Origin of the sequence: Burkholderia sp. lig30 (genome assembly GCF_000687455.2) — a bacterium.
Lineage (GTDB): Bacteria > Pseudomonadota > Gammaproteobacteria > Burkholderiales > Burkholderiaceae > Burkholderia.
This window is the reverse complement of the sequence record NZ_JGVW01000086.1, coordinates 17,878-32,526: the sequence shown is the minus strand read 5'-3', so window position 1 is coordinate 32,526 and position 14,649 is coordinate 17,878. Positions and strand designations below refer to the sequence as shown.

General features: G+C 66.6%; 12 protein-coding genes and 1 pseudogene. 4 read left to right on the top strand and 9 right to left on the bottom strand.

Going from position 1 to position 14,649, the window contains the following annotated elements:
• Positions 1 to 43: 43 nt before the first annotated feature.
• The 4 genes from LIG30_RS16100 to LIG30_RS16085 all read right to left on the bottom strand — a co-directional run bounded on the left by LIG30_RS16100 (position 44) and on the right by LIG30_RS16085 (position 4,126).
• Positions 44 to 862, bottom strand: coding sequence for an ABC transporter permease subunit (locus tag LIG30_RS16100; protein WP_038713608.1), 819 nt, complete (start codon positions 860 to 862; stop codon positions 44 to 46).
• Positions 859 to 1,788 carry an ABC transporter permease subunit gene (locus tag LIG30_RS16095; RefSeq protein ID WP_038713607.1) on the bottom strand — a complete coding sequence of 310 codons (930 nt, stop codon included), beginning with the start codon at positions 1,786 to 1,788 and terminating at the stop codon, positions 859 to 861. Before LIG30_RS16095 ends, LIG30_RS16100 begins: the two co-directional genes overlap by 4 nt.
• Positions 1,785 to 2,945, bottom strand: coding sequence for an ABC transporter ATP-binding protein (locus LIG30_RS16090; RefSeq protein WP_038713606.1), 1,161 nt, complete (start codon positions 2,943 to 2,945; stop codon positions 1,785 to 1,787). The genes LIG30_RS16095 and LIG30_RS16090 overlap by 4 nt, the downstream gene beginning before the upstream one ends.
• Positions 2,946 to 3,031: 86 nt before the next feature.
• Positions 3,032 to 4,126: a polyamine ABC transporter substrate-binding protein gene (locus LIG30_RS16085; protein WP_038713605.1), complete on the bottom strand. Its 1,095-nt coding sequence runs from the start codon at positions 4,124 to 4,126 to the stop codon at positions 3,032 to 3,034.
• A gap of 79 nt (positions 4,127 to 4,205) precedes the next feature.
• Here LIG30_RS16085 and LIG30_RS26425 point away from each other — a divergent pair, with 79 nt between their 5' ends.
• The 3 genes from LIG30_RS26425 (at position 4,206) to LIG30_RS16075 (ending at position 6,134) form a co-directional block, all read left to right on the top strand.
• The gene (locus tag LIG30_RS26425; protein WP_152986117.1) at positions 4,206 to 4,505 is read left to right on the top strand and encodes a hypothetical protein; all 300 of its coding nucleotides are present in this window, start codon (positions 4,206 to 4,208) and stop codon (positions 4,503 to 4,505) included.
• The gene (locus tag LIG30_RS16080; protein WP_038713604.1) at positions 4,502 to 5,785 is read left to right on the top strand and encodes an Nramp family divalent metal transporter; all 1,284 of its coding nucleotides are present in this window, start codon (positions 4,502 to 4,504) and stop codon (positions 5,783 to 5,785) included. The genes LIG30_RS26425 and LIG30_RS16080 overlap by 4 nt, the downstream gene beginning before the upstream one ends.
• Before the next feature lie 145 nt (positions 5,786 to 5,930).
• Positions 5,931 to 6,134, top strand: a complete 204-nt coding sequence (locus tag LIG30_RS16075) for a DUF1289 domain-containing protein (protein ID WP_038713603.1) — start codon at positions 5,931 to 5,933, stop codon at positions 6,132 to 6,134.
• Positions 6,135 to 6,243: 109 nt separating this feature from the next.
• Here LIG30_RS16075 and LIG30_RS16070 read toward each other — a convergent pair whose 3' ends face one another.
• The 3 genes and pseudogenes from LIG30_RS16070 to LIG30_RS16060 form a co-directional block, all read right to left on the bottom strand.
• Positions 6,244 to 6,885: an OmpW/AlkL family protein gene (locus LIG30_RS16070; protein WP_038713602.1), complete on the bottom strand. Its 642-nt coding sequence runs from the start codon at positions 6,883 to 6,885 to the stop codon at positions 6,244 to 6,246.
• 65 nt (positions 6,886 to 6,950) lie between these two features.
• Positions 6,951 to 8,141 carry an NAD(P)H-dependent flavin oxidoreductase gene (locus tag LIG30_RS16065; RefSeq protein ID WP_038713601.1) on the bottom strand — a complete coding sequence of 397 codons (1,191 nt, stop codon included), beginning with the start codon at positions 8,139 to 8,141 and terminating at the stop codon, positions 6,951 to 6,953.
• 139 nt (positions 8,142 to 8,280) lie between these two features.
• Positions 8,281 to 9,717: pseudogene (locus LIG30_RS16060) on the bottom strand (aldehyde dehydrogenase family protein).
• A gap of 315 nt (positions 9,718 to 10,032) precedes the next feature.
• On the opposite strand from LIG30_RS16060, the gene LIG30_RS16055 reads away from it, so the two are divergent.
• Positions 10,033 to 10,398 (top strand): hypothetical protein, encoded by a 366-nt coding sequence (locus tag LIG30_RS16055; RefSeq protein ID WP_038713722.1) that lies wholly within the window; start codon positions 10,033 to 10,035, stop codon positions 10,396 to 10,398.
• Between the two features lie 165 nt (positions 10,399 to 10,563).
• On the opposite strand, the gene LIG30_RS16050 is transcribed toward LIG30_RS16055, so the two are convergent.
• Both LIG30_RS16050 and LIG30_RS16045 read right to left on the bottom strand, forming a co-directional pair.
• Positions 10,564 to 12,156 (bottom strand): ABC-F family ATPase, encoded by a 1,593-nt coding sequence (locus LIG30_RS16050; protein WP_083494063.1) that lies wholly within the window; start codon positions 12,154 to 12,156, stop codon positions 10,564 to 10,566.
• A 189-nt stretch (positions 12,157 to 12,345) separates the two neighbouring features.
• Complete coding sequence (locus LIG30_RS16045) at positions 12,346 to 14,613, bottom strand: AsmA family protein (RefSeq protein WP_038713599.1); 2,268 nt, start codon at positions 14,611 to 14,613, stop codon at positions 12,346 to 12,348.
• Positions 14,614 to 14,649 lie beyond the last annotated feature (36 nt).

Below are 14,649 nucleotides of genomic sequence, written 5' to 3'. Positions count from 1 at the left end.
TCGACACCGGGCGTTTCCGCAGCTGCGTTCGATCGAACGCGCGTTACCCTGCCTCCGCCATCCTGCGCCGTTCCTGGCGGAGCATCACGACGTTCGCAAGCACCACCCCGATCGTCACCGCGAAGATGAACAGCGTCGCGAGCGCGTTCATCTCCGGGTTCAACCCGAGCCGCACGCGCGAGAACACGACGAGCGGCAGCGTCGTCGAGCCCGGGCCGGACAGGAACGCGGACAGCACCAGATCGTCGATCGACAGCGTAAACGACAGCAGCCAGCCGGCGACGAGCGCCTGCGAAATCAGCGGCAGCGTGATCGCGAAGAACACCTTGAGCGGCGTCGCGCCGAGATCGAGCGCGGCCTCCTCGAGCGACGGGTTCAGTTCGCGCACCCGCGACTGGACAATGATCGCGACGTACGAGATGCACAGCATCACGTGGCCAAGCCAGATCGTGAACATCCCCCGCCCCGCCGGCCATCCGAACCATTTGCCCAGCTCGATGAACAGCAGCAGCAACGAAATGCCCTGGATCACCTCGGGAATCACGAGCGGCGCGTTGATCATCCCGGTGTACAGCGCGAAACCGCGGAACCGCCCCATCCGCGCGAGCACGAAGCCCGCCCAGGTGCCGATCACCACCGACGCGAACGCGGTCAGCACCGCGATCTTCAGCGACAGCCACGCGGCCGCGATCAGCTCGTCGTCCTGCACGAGCGCCGCATACCAGCGCGTCGAGAAGCCCGACCAGACGGTGACGAGCTGCGATTCGTTGAACGAGTAGACGATCAGGCTCAGGATCGGGATGTACAGAAACCCGAAGCCGGCCATCAGCGCCGCGACCTGCAACAAGCGATTCGGCTTCATTGGCGGCGGCCCTCCAGTTCCTTCGCCTGGAAGCGCTGGAACATCGCCATCGGCACGAGCAGCAGCAGCACCATCGCGCAGGTGACGGCGGACGCCATCGGCCAGTCGGCATTGTTGAAGAACTCGTTCCACATCACGCGGCCGATCATCAGCGTGTTCGCGCCGCCGAGCAGTTCCGGAATCACGTACTCGCCGACCGCCGGGATGAACACCAGCAGGCAGCCCGCGACGATGCCGTTCTTCGACAATGGCAGCGTGATCTGCACGAACGCCTTCCACGGCCGGGCCCCGAGGTCGTACGCCGCTTCGAGCAGGCGCAGGTCCATTTTCACGAGGTGCGCGTAAAGCGGCATCACGAGGAACGGCAGGTACGAATACACCATGCCGATGTAGACCGCGTAGTTCGTCCGGTACAGCTCGATCGGCGTGTGGATCAGGCCAACCCACATCAGGAAGTTGTTCAGCAGGCCGTTGTTCTTCAGGATGCCGATCCACGCGTACACGCGGATCAGGAACGACGTCCAGAACGGCAGCATCACCGCCATCATCAGGATGTTGCGGGTGCCGGGGTTCGAGCGCGCGATGTAGTACGCCATCGGATAGCCGATCAACAGGCACAGCAGCGTCGTGACCGCCGCGACGAACACCGAGTTCACGTAGGTCGCGAAATACAGGCTGTCGGTGAACAGGAACGCGTAGTGTGCGAGATTCAGCGAGATGTGGACGACGCCGTCGGCGTACGACGCCAGCTCCGAATACGGCGGAATGCCGAGCTCGAGCTGCGCGAAGCTGATCTTGACGACCAGCACGAACGGCACCAGGAAAAACAGCACCAGCCACGTGAACGGCCCGGCCACGACGGCCGTGCTGCCGGTGAGGCGAAACCGCTTCACCGGCCAGTTGAGCAGGGACTTGAACGCGTTCATGAGGTCAGCACCACACCCGCCGACGCGCTCCAGCGCACGTAGATCTCGTCGCCGAGCGACGGCGCTTCCAGCTCGGAAATCGCGAGGCTCGACACGTTCGCGATCACCGTCTTGCCCGAGTCGAGCCTCACGTGATAAAGCGAATAGCCGCCCATGTACGCGATGTTGCTGATCGTGCCGCGCCCCCAGTTGTATGCACCTTCGGGCGGCTTGCGCGTCAGCGCGATCCGCTCGGGGCGCACCGACACGCTGACCGGCATCCCGAGCGGGCCGCTGATGCCGTGATTCACGTACACCCGGCACGGCAGGTCCGGCGACTCGATGAAGACGTGATCCGGCTCGTCCTCGACGGTCGCGCCGTCGAACAGGTTGGTCGAGCCGATGAATTCCGCGGAGAAGCGGCTGTTCGGATATTCGTAGACTTCGCCCGGCGTGCCGATCTGGACGATCTGGCCTTCGCTCATCACCGCGAGCCGGTTCGCCATCGTCATCGCCTCTTCCTGGTCGTGCGTGACCATGATGCAGGTGACGCCGACCTGGTTCAGGATGTTGACCAGTTCGATCTGCGTGCGCTGGCGGATCTGCTTGTCGAGCGCGGACATCGGCTCGTCGAGCAGCAGCAGTTTCGGGCGCTTGACGAGCGAGCGCGCGAGCGCGACGCGCTGCTGCTGGCCGCCCGACAGCTGGTGCGGCTTGCGCTTCGCGTACTTGCCCATCTGCACGAGTTCCAGCGCGCTGGCGACGCGCGCCTTCAGTTCCGCCTTCGGCACGCCTTCCTGCTTGAGGCCGAACGCGACGTTCGCTTCGACCGTCATGTGCGGAAACAGCGCGTACGACTGGAACATCATGTTCACGGGCCGCTTGTACGGCGGCATCTGCGCGAGATCCTCGCCGTCGATCAGGATCTTGCCGGACGTGACGGTCTCGAGGCCGGCCAGCATCCGCAACAGCGTGGACTTGCCGCAGCCCGAGCTGCCGAGCAGCGCGAACAGCTCGCCCTTGCGCACCGTCAGGTTGACCTGGCGCACCGCTTCGGTTTCACCGAATTTCTTGACGACGTCGACGATCTGGACAAAATTCTCGGCGCGCGAATCGGCGCCGGACGAGGGAACGAAGGACGGCGCGCCTGCTGCCGGCACGCTCGACTGGCTATTCATGATGTGCTGCTTCTCTCCTGCGTTTGACGAACAAAGCCCCCGGGGGCACCAGGGGCTTCATGACTGCATGCGATACCGCTATCGCGTCAACGTCCCGATTTCAGCTCGGTCCACAGACGCGTCTGCAGGCGCTGGATCTCCGGCGGCAGCGGCTTGAGCAGGAACAGCGTCTTCACGACGTCCGCGGGCGGATAGACCGCCGGGTCGTTGGCGACGTCGGGCCGCACGTACTTGCGCGCCTCGGCGTTCGCGCTCGGATAATAGACCGCGTTGGTGATCGCCGCGTGAACCTTCGGGTCCTCGATGTAGTTGATCCACTGCAGCGCGGCGTCCTTGTCCTTCGCGTCCTTCGGGATCGCCATCACGTCGAACCAGACCGGCGCGCCGCCCTTCGGGATGTAGTACTCGACCTTGTACGGTTTCTTCGCTTCCATCGCGCGATGCTTCGCGATCACGACGTCGCCCGACCAGCCGAACGCGAAGCAGATGTCGCCGCCGACGAGATCGTTGATGTAGCCCGACGAGTTGAATTGCGTGATGTACGGACGGATCTTCTTGAGCACCTGCATCGCCGCCTGGTAGTCGGCCGGGTTCGTGCTCGCCGGATCCTTGCCGATGTAGTGCAGCGCGGCGGCGAACATCTGGTCCGGCGCGTCGAGCACCGACACGCCGCACGTCTTCAGCTTCGCGAGGTTCTCCGGCTTGAACAGGATGTCCCAGTTGTCGAGCGGCACCTTGCCGAGGATCTGCTGGGCCTTGTTCACGTTGTACGCGAGGCCCGTCGTGCCGTACGCCCAGGGCACCGCGAACTTGTTGCCCGGATCGGCGCCCGCGACCAGCGCCATCAGCTGCGGATCGAGATACTTGAGGTTCGGCAGCTTCGACTTGTCGAGCGGCGCGAAGATGCCGGCGGCGATCTGCTTGCCGGCGTAGTTGCTCGTCGGCACGACGATGTCGTAGCCCGAGCTGCCGGTCAGGAGCTTCGCCTGCAGCGTGTCGTCGCTGTCGTAGTTGTCATAGCGGACCTTGACGCCCGTTTGCTTCTCGAAGTTCGGGATCGTGTCCTTCGCAATGTAGTCCGACCAGTTGTAGACATTGAGCTGCGTATCCTTCGCCGCTGCCGCCGATGCGCCCACGCACAGCGCGAGTGCCGCGAACCGGCCCGCCACCTTTGCTTTCATCCCGTCCTCCCGTCCGATCGGAACGCTGTCCGATTGTCGTCTGCCTCGCCATGGCCGCGCGTGCGACCCGCGCCACCCCTTGAAAACCCCGAACGCTACCATTGATTCCCGATGCGTCACAAAAAAAACATGCCTGTGTCGCGCAAACGGAACAGTTTCCTGCGGCAAGCCTGCAAAGCTGCGCGAAACGGGAGAATTCGGCGCAATTTTATCGGGTTATCGGCGCCTGTCCATCCACAAAATGGACGAACGGCGGCCGACGACAGCGGCCGCGCCGGATGAACTGCCGAACGTGTCGCCGGATGTCGCGCGCAGGCGCTGCCGCATCGCGGCGCACGCGCCCGCGACCGCCGCGTTCGGCTTATGCTTCCCCCCATGAACACCCGTCCGCTTCCCACCGTTCCGCCTCCCGGCCACACCGCCGGGCGCCGCTGGCTGTCGTTCCTCGGCGCCGGCGTGCTGATCGCGATCGGCTACATGGACCCGGGCAACTGGGCGACTGCGCTGGCGGGCGGCGCGCGCTACGGCTACCGGCTGCTCGGCGTCGTGATCGCCGCGAGCCTGATCGCAATGCTGCTGCAGTGGCTCGCCGCGCGCATCGGCGTCGTCACCGGGCACGATCTGGCGCAGCTTTGCCGCCTGCGTTACAGCCGCCGCACGACGCTGATGCTGTGGATCGCGGCCGAGATCGCGATCGTCGCCTGCGACGTGTCCGAGGTCATCGGCGCGGCGGTCGCGCTGCAGATGCTGATCGGCGTGTCGCTGGTCGTCGGCGTGCTGCTGTCCGCGGTCGGCACGCTCGCGCTGCTGGCCATCCAGCGCAGCGGCCGGCGCTCGCTCGAAGCGACGATCGCCGCGCTGATCGCGTTCGTCGGCCTGTGCTTCGTCGTCGAGGTCGCGCTCGCGCAGCCCGACTGGCACGCGGCGCTCGCAGGCACCCTGCCGCCCGCCGGGCTGCTGACCGACGCCGGCGTGCTGTGGCTCAGCGTCGGGATGCTCGGCGCGACGATCATGCCGCACAATCTCTACCTGCATGCCGCACTCGTGCGCCACTACGCGGCCGACGGCGACGACGCGCAGATCCGCCATGCGCTGTTCGGCGTCAACGTCGACACGTTCGCGTCACTGACGTTCGCGCTGGTGATCAACGCCGCGCTGCTGATCGTCGCCGCGGCGGTGTTTCATGCGAGCGGCTTCGTCAACGTGACCGAGCTCGCCGACGCCCACCGGCTGATCGCGCCGCTCGTCGGCAGCCGCTGGGCGGGCCTGCTGTTCGCCGCGGCGCTGCTCGCGTGCGGCCTGTCGGCGACCGTCACCGGCACGCTGGCCGGCCAGGCCGTGATGGAAGGGTTTCTGCAACTGACGCTGCCGCGCTGGAAGCGCGCGTTGCTGACCCGCTCGCTCGCGATCGGCCCGGCGCTGGCCGCGGTGATGCTGTTCGGCGGACACGGCTCGAACCAGTTGCTGGTCGCGAGCCAGGTGGTGCTGAGCCTGCAGTTGCCGCTTGCGATGATTCCGTTGATCCGGTTCGCGTCGCAGCCGGAGATCATGGGCCGCTGGCGGGTGCGCGGCATCGCGCTCGCCGGCGCGTGGGCGTGTGCGGGCGCGATCGTCGCGCTGAATGCCGCGCTGATCTGGCAAACCGTCACGGGGCAATGAGCGGCGTCCGGCCGCCTGCCTCGCCTGCGTAGCGTGGCGCCCTGCGCCGGTACGCTCGGCGCCGCCGGCGGATCGGCCGGCGGGGCGATTCGCCCCGATACATTAAAATGGCGCCTTCGCGTTTCAACCTGCCCCGAACCTTCCGATGGCCTCCAATCTTCATGACCTGCCGGACAGCCCGTGCATCGGCGTCTGCTCGACCCTCTTCGACGAAGTCTGCAAGGGCTGCGGCCGCACCGCCGGCGAAGTCTCGAACTGGGTCTTCCTGAGCGACGAAGAAAAACGCGAGGTGTGGGCGCGCATCACCCGCGAAGGCACCGCGATGCGCTTTCAGTACGACAAGCTGTAACGCGCGGCGCCCGCACGCGCGGCGCCCGCAAAACAAAAAAAAGCGGCACGCATCAAGCCGTGCCGCCAACCCCAACTCTGTTCTGTTTTGCTCGGTGTCGCCCGGTACCTTAGAACTTCATACCGAAGCCGACGCCGACGATCAGCGGATCGATGTGCAGCGTGCCGATGTTCTGGCCGCCGAGCTGCGCATCCGTGCTCATCCAGATCTTCTTCACGTCGACGTTGACGAACGTGCGCTTCGTGACCTGCACGTCGAAGCCGAGTTGCAGCGCCGGGCCGAAGCTGCCGCGGGTGAGCGCGACGCTCTGGCCACCGACGTTCACGCCGTTGTTCCAGAAGTACGTGTAGTTCAAGCCGGCACCGACGTACGGACGAATCCTGCCGGCATGGTTGAAGTGGTATTGCAGCAGCAGCGTCGGCGGCAGCACGTTGACGCCGCCCAGGTTGCCGAGGCTCGTCGTCACTTGATGGCGCGACATGCCGAGAATCAGCTCGATGCCCAGGTAGTCGCGGATCATGTACGTGAAGTCGACTTCCGGCACGATCGCGTTGTTCACGCCGGCGTCGAGCGCGTGGAGCGTGTCGGTGCTGCGCACATTAGGCTGAATGCTGATCGCACGTACGCGCGCCAGAATGTCGCCCTGGTTGATGCCGTTGCCATCCGACGCGGCATGAGACAGCGAAGGAATCGCTGCCAGAGTCGCGGCGCAAGCCGCAGCGGTAAGACAGGTTTGAATCGTTTTACGCATGGTACGGACCCCCAAAGAACAGACTCCATTCTCACGGTAGGGTCTTTTCCGCATATTGACTTTTATCAAGCGAGGGTAAACGTGGGACGGTTTGTCGCGGTTTCCGCCACATTGCCCGTCAGCAGCAGGTCGATGAGGTCGCGCACGCTGCGGATCGCATCCCCGAACGGCAGCGCTTCGCGGCCGCGGAAGAACAGGCCGTTCGCGACGTCGCCGCGCAACGCGGCGGCAAGGCGCGTATCGATGCAGAAGTGGCCGAATTTCTCGATGCCGTCGCGCAGCCCGCACACGCTCAGGCATTCCAGCGCGGTCGGGCAGCGCTGCTTGATCGCGCCGAGCTTCGCGCGAATGCGCGTCTCGTGGCGCAGGTAGCGGTCGAGCCACGGCGTCTTCACCGCGCGCGCGGGTAGCCCGGTCACGCTGACGAACTCGACGATGTCGTCGGGCCTGGCGTCGGCCAGCACGCGCTTGAAGTTCGGATGCGCGTCGCCCTCCTCGGTGACGGCGAACGGCGTGCCGATCTGCACGCCATTTGCGCCCGCGGCGAGCGCATCGCGCAACGCTTCGTGGCTATTGATCCCGCCGCCGACGATGAGCGGAATGCGCTCGCGTTCGAGGCCGAGCGACGCGATGACCTGGGCCGTTTCGTCGAGCACGCGCGCGAAGTCGAAGCGCGCATCGTGCATGTCGTCGATCTGGGTCACGCCGAGATGCCCGCCCGCGTGCGCCGGATGCTCGATCACGATCGCGTCCGGCAGGCGGCCCTTCTTCATCCATTTCTTCAGCACGAGCGCAATGCCGCGGCTGTCCGACAGGATCGGGATCAGCGCGATGTCGAAGCCTTGCGTCATGTCGGGCAGGTCGAGCGGCAGCCCGGCGCCCATCACGATCGCATCCGCGCCCTCTTCGCACGCGACGCGCACGTAGTCCGCATGCGCGCTGACCGCCTTCATCACGTTGACGGCGATCATCCCGCGCCCTTCGCTGTAGGCCTTCGCGAGACGGATCTCGCGCGCGAGCGCCTCGAGATTGGCCGCTTCGAGCGTCGCGCGGTCGGGTTGCGCGCGGCAGCGCTCGAGGAGATCCGCGTGGTGATGGCGCAAGTCGATGCTCGCGATCGTGCCGACCGCGCCTTCGCGCGCGACGCTGCCCGCCAGGCGGTGGGCGGAGATGCCGACGCCCATGCCGCCTTGCACGATCGGCAGCAACGAACGGCCGCGAATCGTCAGCGGCGGGAAGGAATTGGGTGCGGTCATCGGAAACCTCGTCGATACATCGGAGAAAAATGCCGATGATCGACGATTGGCGCCCGCGCACCTTGAGAAATATCAACAAAAAAATCAACAAAAAACGGCATGTGATCACATGCCGCACCAGAATCGTGCGGCGCGCCGCTCAGGCCGGCTTCGATGCCTTCAGTTGCATCGACTTGTATTCGAGGTACTCCTCGAGGCCGTAGACGCCGTTTTCACGGCCGTGGCCCGACTGCTTGAAGCCGCCGAACGGCGCGGCCATGTTCCAGGTCCCGCCGTTGATGTCGACCTGCCCGGTGCGAATGCGGCGGGCGACGCGCAGCGCCCGCTCGTCGCTGCCCGCCCACACCGCGCCGCCGAGCCCGTACGGCGAATCGTTGGCGACGCGGACCGCCTCGTCCTCGTCGCGATACGTGATGATCGACAGCACCGGCCCGAAGATCTCCTCCTGCGCGATCGCCGATTTCGGATCGACGCGGCCGAACACCGTCGGCTTCACGAAGAAGCCCTTCGCGATGCCGTCCGGCAGGCCGACGCCGCCCGTCACGAGTTCCGCGCCGTCGTCGATGCCGCGCTGGATGTACGCCTGCACGCGCTGCTGCTGCACCGACGACGCGAGCGCGCCGAGCCGCGTCGTCTCCTGCCGCGGATCGGCGGCCACGTACGCTTCGGCGGCGGCCTTCGCGAGCGCGCGCGCTTCGTCGTAGCGCGCCTCGGGCACCAGCATCCGGGTATGCGCGGAACAGGTCTGGCCCGCGTTCAGGAAGCACGCGTTGACCGTGCCCTTGACCGCAGCGGCGAGATCCGCGTCGTCGAGGATCACCGACGCGGACTTGCCGCCGAGCTCCAGCGCGACCCGCTTGACGCTCGCGGCGGCCAGTTCCGACACACGCTTGCCCGCGCGGGTCGAGCCGGTAAACGACACCATGTCGACGTCCGGATCGGTCGCGAGCGCCTCGCCGACCACCGGCCCGTAGCCTCACACCAGGTTGAACACGCCGGCCGGCAGCCCGGCTTCGTGGATCGCCTCGGCGAGCATGAACGCATTGAGCGGCGCGACCTCGGACGGCTTGAGCACGACGGTGCAGCCCGCGGCGAGCGCCGGCGCGACTTTCAGCGTGATCTGGTTGAGCGGGTAGTTCCACGGCGTGATCGCCGCGACGACGCCAACCGGCTCGCGCACCACCAGCGAGTTGCCGACCTGCGACTCGAATTCGAACGACTCGGCGAGCTTCGCATACGCGTTCCAGTTGTAGATCGGCCCGCCGACCTGGATCGCGCGCGACAGCTTGATCGGCATGCCGACCTCGCCCGTGATCGATTGTGCAAGCTCCTCGCTGCGCGCCTGCAAATGCTCCGCGATCTTGCGCAGGTACGCGGCGCGGGTCGCGGGCGGCGTGGCCGCCCAACCATCGAACGCGGCGCGCGCCGCGCGGACCGCGGCATGCGCGTCGGTCGCGTCGCCTTCCGGAATCCGGCCGATCACAGCCTCGGTGGCCGAGTCGATCACGTCGATCGAGCCCGTGCCTGCCGGCTTGCGCCACTCGCCGCCGACATAGAACTGGTCATAGATTTTCATTGTCGTTTCCCGTCTCCATGGAAGCGGACATTTTAGCGAGTGCCCGAGGGGCGTGTCGCGATGCTTCGGCGACGGCGCACGGAAGCCTGCCTGTCGGTCGGCTCACGGCTTGCCTTCAATTCGCAGACGATTGAAGGCAAGCCGGCCTCGCCTGCGAGCCGATCCGGGCAAACGAAAATGCCCCGCGCGGCCGCCGACTCCGCACTGGCACCGATTGCGCGATTCCAGTGCCGCCGTGCTATGTTTTGAGTGAGTGGGGTCGATTTTCTCGCGCTCGACTACCACCCGGAATCGATGAATTTCGTGAGCGCTGCCATGACCGATGCACGTCCCATCCTCAGTTCCCGCGACCGCCTGGAATTGCTCTGCTGGCTGACCTGCGGGAATCTGGGCGCCTATTACCTGAACGAATCCTGGCCCGACGCGTCGTTCGAGGTGCAGGCCGCGCACCGCTGGCTCGACCGGCATCACCGGCACGCGGACTGGCTGACGATCGCGAAACTTTCCGCGATCGCGCAGGACATCGCCAAGCGCCATGCGGGGTTCGTCGACGCGTCATGGGCGCGCGACGCGGTCGAGGAAATCGTCGACACCGACGACCTGAACTACGACGCGAAGCTGGTGCAGTGGGTGTTCGACGACTGCTGCAAGGCGCTCGCGGACAACCGGCTCGCCGACTGACTCCGGGCGGCGCGACGGCTCGCCAAAGACAGAAGCCCCGGCTGGCGTCCAGCACGGGGCTTCGTTGTATCGCACGCGCGCACGGCGCGCTTCGCGAAGGTGGGCCGCCCGCACGACACGACGGCGCGCGCGGCGCGCACCGTCCGGGCGGATCGGCCAGGCGGCTTACGCCTGCCCGCGGCTCGTGAGGAACTCCTCGTAGTTGCCGCCGAAGTCGTTCAGCTCGCCGTGCGTCGTCACTTCGATGATCCGGTTGGCCAGCCCGCTGACGAACTCGCGGTCATGCGACACGAAGATCAGCGTGCCTTCGAACTGCTCGAGCGCGATCTGCAGCGACTCGATCGATTCCATGTCCATGTGGTTGGTCGGCTCGTCCATCAGCAGCACGTTGTGGCGGCCGAGCATCAGCTTGCCCCAGATCATGCGGCCCTTCTCGCCGCCCGACAGCACCTTCACCGACTTCCTGATGTCGTCCGCCGAGAACAGCAGGCGGCCGAGCGTGCCGCGCACCATCGTCTCGTCGTCGCCTTCCTTGCGGTACTGGTCGATCCAGTCCATCAGCGTGACGTCGTTCGGGAACTCCTCGTAGGTGTCCTGCGGCATGTAGCCGACGTTCGCGTTCTCGGCCCACTTCACCGTGCCGTGATCGAGCGCCAGGTTGCCCAGCAACGCACGCAGCAGCGTCGTCTTGCCCGCGCCGTTCTCGCCGATGATCGCGATGCGCTCGCCCGGCTGCACCGACAGGTTGAAGTTCTGGAAGATCGTGCGCTCGTACTTCTTCGTGATCGAATCGGCGACGACCGCGATGTTGTGCAGCTTCTTCTCGAACTCGAAGCGGATGAACGGGTTCTGGCGCGACGACGGCTTGAATTCCTCGATCTTGATCTTGTCGATCTGCTTCGCGCGGCTCGTCGCCTGACGGGCCTTCGACTTGTTCGCCGAGAAGCGGCGCACGAAGTCCTGCAGCTCGGCGACCCGCTCCTTCGCGCGCGTGTTCGCGGCGACCTGGCGCTCGCGGGCCTGCGCCGACGCGAGCATGTAGTCGTCGTAGTTGCCCGGCCAGACCTTCAGCGTGCCGTAGTCCATGTCGGCCATGTGCGTGCACACCGAGTTCAGGAAGTGACGATCGTGCGAGATGATGATCATCGTCGAGTTGTAGCCGTTGAGCGTGTCTTCGAGCCAACGGATCGAGTTGATGTCGAGGTTGTTGGTCGGCTCGTCGAGCAGCAGCACGTCCGGCTTCGAGAACAGCGCCTGCGCGAGCAGCACGCGCAGCTTCCAGCCCGGCGCGACGTCGCGCATCGGGCCGGTGTGGAACTTCTCGTCGATGCCGATGCCGAGCAGCAGCGCGCCCGCGCGCGCCTCGGCGTCGTAGCCGCCGTATTCGGCGAACTTCGCCTCCAGCTCGGCGGCGTGCATGTAGTCGTCGTCGGTCGCTTCCGGGTTCGCGTAGATCGCGTCGCGCTCGGTCATCGCGGCCCACATTTCGGTGTGGCCCATCATCACGACGTCGAGCACGCGCACGTCCTCGTACGCGAACTGGTCCTGGCGCAGCTTGCCGAGGCGCACGTTCGGCTCGAGCGCGACGTTGCCGCCGCTCGACTCCAGATCGCCGCCGAGGATCTTCATGAACGTCGACTTGCCGCAGCCGTTCGCGCCGATCAGGCCATAGCGATTGCCCTCCCCGAATTTGACCGAGATGTTCTCGAACAAGGGCTTCGGCCCGAATTGCATCGTGATATTGGCAGTAGAAAGCACGGCAGATCTCGTTAAGAGGTAGATCGACGGAAAACCGGGTATTTTAGCAGGAGTCGGCGAAGGACTGGGCGGCGGGGCCGACAGAAGCCGGATTTCCACCGTGGATGTCGGGCCATTTCATGCGGCGACGCATGACAATTCGTGGCTCACGCCCCGCCGGGGCGACCGGCGCGCGATGCGCCGCGCGCGTCACCTGGCGGCCTGCGCGCCGCCGGCCGCGCCCGGCGACGCCTTGACCCGCGCGAACAGCTGCGCGCACGGCACGCCCTTGTTGTTGCTCGGCGCGATCAGCGGGATCAGCGCCGCGAACGGATTGAGCAGCCCGAGGCCGACCATCGCGCCGGCGCGCAGCGCGAGCGCGCCCGCATCGACGCCGACGTCCGGATTCTGGAACGTGCCCTTCACGTAAAGCGGCGAGCGCAGCGAAAACACCCGGAAACCCTTCGTATGCGGATGGACCCGGAGGTTCATCGACTCGTCGCGCAGGCTGATGGTGCCGTCGACGTCGATCAGCGCGTCGTCGGTGTCGAGCGCGAAGACCTTCGCGTCGAGCACGCCGTTGGTCGCCGCGAAATCGACCGCCGCGCAGTTGATCTTCACGTCGCGCCCGCTGAAGAGCTTCTCGTAGACCACGTTCGCGACGTTGAGGCCCGCCGCTTCCATCAGCAGCCGGCTGATCGCGCCGTCCGTCACGAGCGCCTTCACTTCGCCGTTCGCGCTCGCCGCAAGCGCGGCGGGGGAATTGCCGGTCGCCGACAGCGCCGCGTCGCCGTTGATCTCGCCGAACGCGGACTGCATCACCTTCTGCGTCGGGAACAGCTGCTTCAGCTTCACGTGCCTTGCGGCGACCGTGAAGCGGCCCTTGAGCGGCGCGGCGCTGCCATCGAGACGCGCCTGCGTCTCCAGCGAGCCGCCCGCGACGCCGAACCTGAGCGGTTCGAGCGACAGCACGCCGTCCTGCATCACGATGTGCGCGAACAGATCGGTGATCGGCAGGTCGGCGCGCTTGACCAGCTTGCGGCCCGTGAGCGTCACGTCGGCGTCGAGCGCGCGCCAGCGGTCGGTCCGGAACGTCTCGACCGGCAGCACCCGGCCCGGCGGCTGGCGCGTCGTGTCACCGCGCTGCGCCTTGCTCGCGGCCGCGTCGGCGCCGATCACGGGCGCGAGATCGGCAAAGCGCAGCAGATTCGACACCAGCTCGCCCGACAGCAGCGGACGTGGCTCGCGCTGCGCGTACGCGAGCGTGCCGCGCAGGTCGCTGCCGCCGACCCGGCCGTTGAAGTTCTCGTAGCGGAACGCGCTCGCATGCGGCTTGACGTTGCCGACGAGGCGGCCTTCCGTCGCGTAAGGCGGCGTGTCGGGCAGCGTGATGCCGGTCAGCGCATACAAGTGGGACATCGTCGTGCCCTGCAGCCACAGGCGCAGATCGAGCGCAGCCAGATGCTTCGGGTCGGTCAGCGTGCCGACGATCGCGAGCCGCGTGTCGCCCGCCTTCACGTCGGCCTGCAACGGGAACGGCCGCGATGCGTCGTCGAGCGCGAGCACGCCGCCGAGCTTGCCGGTGCCCGCGACCGGCACGTTCCTGTAGCGGCCATCGACCTTCACGCCGAACGCGTACGCGGGACCGGTTGCACCGGCGTGCCCGCGCACCGGCGTCACGGCCGATGCCGGCGCGGACGCGGCAGAGGCGCTCGCAGCCTGCGCGGCCCGTGCGGCCTGAGCGGCCTGAGCGGCCACCTGTGCGACCTGTGCCGCCGACGCGCTCGACGCGGCCTCGGCCTGCGCGTTCGCGCCCAGTTGCGCGGCGCCCCGCTTGCCGACCCGTTCGACCGACGCGGCACGCGACGTCTGTTCCTGCTGCCTGAGCACGTCGCCGAGCGGGATCGGCTGGCCGAGCGTATCGATCGCGATCGTGAGATCGGCCTGCGTGATCGCGTCGCGATATGCGACCGAGCCCTTGGCGAACCCGAAGCTGTCGAGCCGCACCTTCCACGGCGACGGCTGCGCCGATTGCCGGATCGCGAACGTCCACGTGTTGCGGCCATCGGCAAGCCGCTCGAGATCCACCACGGGATTGACGACGTCGATCGACGGAATGACGATCTCGTGCGCGAGGAGCGGCAGGATCGCGAGATCGAAGTGCGCGGCGTCGAGCGTGACGAATGTCGGCGATTTCGCCCAGCCGGGGTTGCCGATCGAGATCCGCGACGCCGAGAAGGCCGGCCACGGCACCCACGCGCGCCAGCCGGTCTCGCCGTCGGGGCGGTGCCAGCCCACGCTGATGTCGCCGTTGATCGCGAACGGGCGGCCGAGCGCGGCGCTCACCTGTTCGTTGACCCACGGTTTCGCGCGGTTCCAGTCGAACGTGAAGAAAAAAACACCGGCTGCCGCGATCACGGCCGCGACGATGCCGGCGATCCAACCAGCGGATTTGCCGATGGCTCGGGTCAGCGTCATGGCGGTTCCATTGTTGTTCTGAAGTGCAATGCCGCG

What these genes read in the sequence shown, in the direction of transcription:
- LIG30_RS16100 (WP_038713608.1), bottom strand. Translation starts at nt 862, where the DNA reads ATGAAGCCGAATCGCTTGTTGCAGGTCGCGGCGCTGATGGCCGGCTTC.
- LIG30_RS16095 (WP_038713607.1), bottom strand. Translation starts at nt 1,788, where the DNA reads ATGAACGCGTTCAAGTCCCTGCTCAACTGGCCGGTGAAGCGGTTTCGC.
- LIG30_RS16090 (WP_038713606.1), bottom strand. Translation starts at nt 2,945, where the DNA reads ATGAATAGCCAGTCGAGCGTGCCGGCAGCAGGCGCGCCGTCCTTCGTT.
- LIG30_RS16085 (WP_038713605.1), bottom strand. Translation starts at nt 4,126, where the DNA reads ATGAAAGCAAAGGTGGCGGGCCGGTTCGCGGCACTCGCGCTGTGCGTG.
- LIG30_RS16080 (WP_038713604.1), top strand. Translation starts at nt 4,502, where the DNA reads ATGAACACCCGTCCGCTTCCCACCGTTCCGCCTCCCGGCCACACCGCC.
- LIG30_RS16075 (WP_038713603.1), top strand. Translation starts at nt 5,931, where the DNA reads ATGGCCTCCAATCTTCATGACCTGCCGGACAGCCCGTGCATCGGCGTC.
- LIG30_RS16070 (WP_038713602.1), bottom strand. Translation starts at nt 6,885, where the DNA reads ATGCGTAAAACGATTCAAACCTGTCTTACCGCTGCGGCTTGCGCCGCG.
- LIG30_RS16065 (WP_038713601.1), bottom strand. Translation starts at nt 8,141, where the DNA reads ATGACCGCACCCAATTCCTTCCCGCCGCTGACGATTCGCGGCCGTTCG.
- LIG30_RS16055 (WP_038713722.1), top strand. Translation starts at nt 10,033, where the DNA reads ATGACCGATGCACGTCCCATCCTCAGTTCCCGCGACCGCCTGGAATTG.
- LIG30_RS16045 (WP_038713599.1), bottom strand. Translation starts at nt 14,613, where the DNA reads ATGACGCTGACCCGAGCCATCGGCAAATCCGCTGGTTGGATCGCCGGC.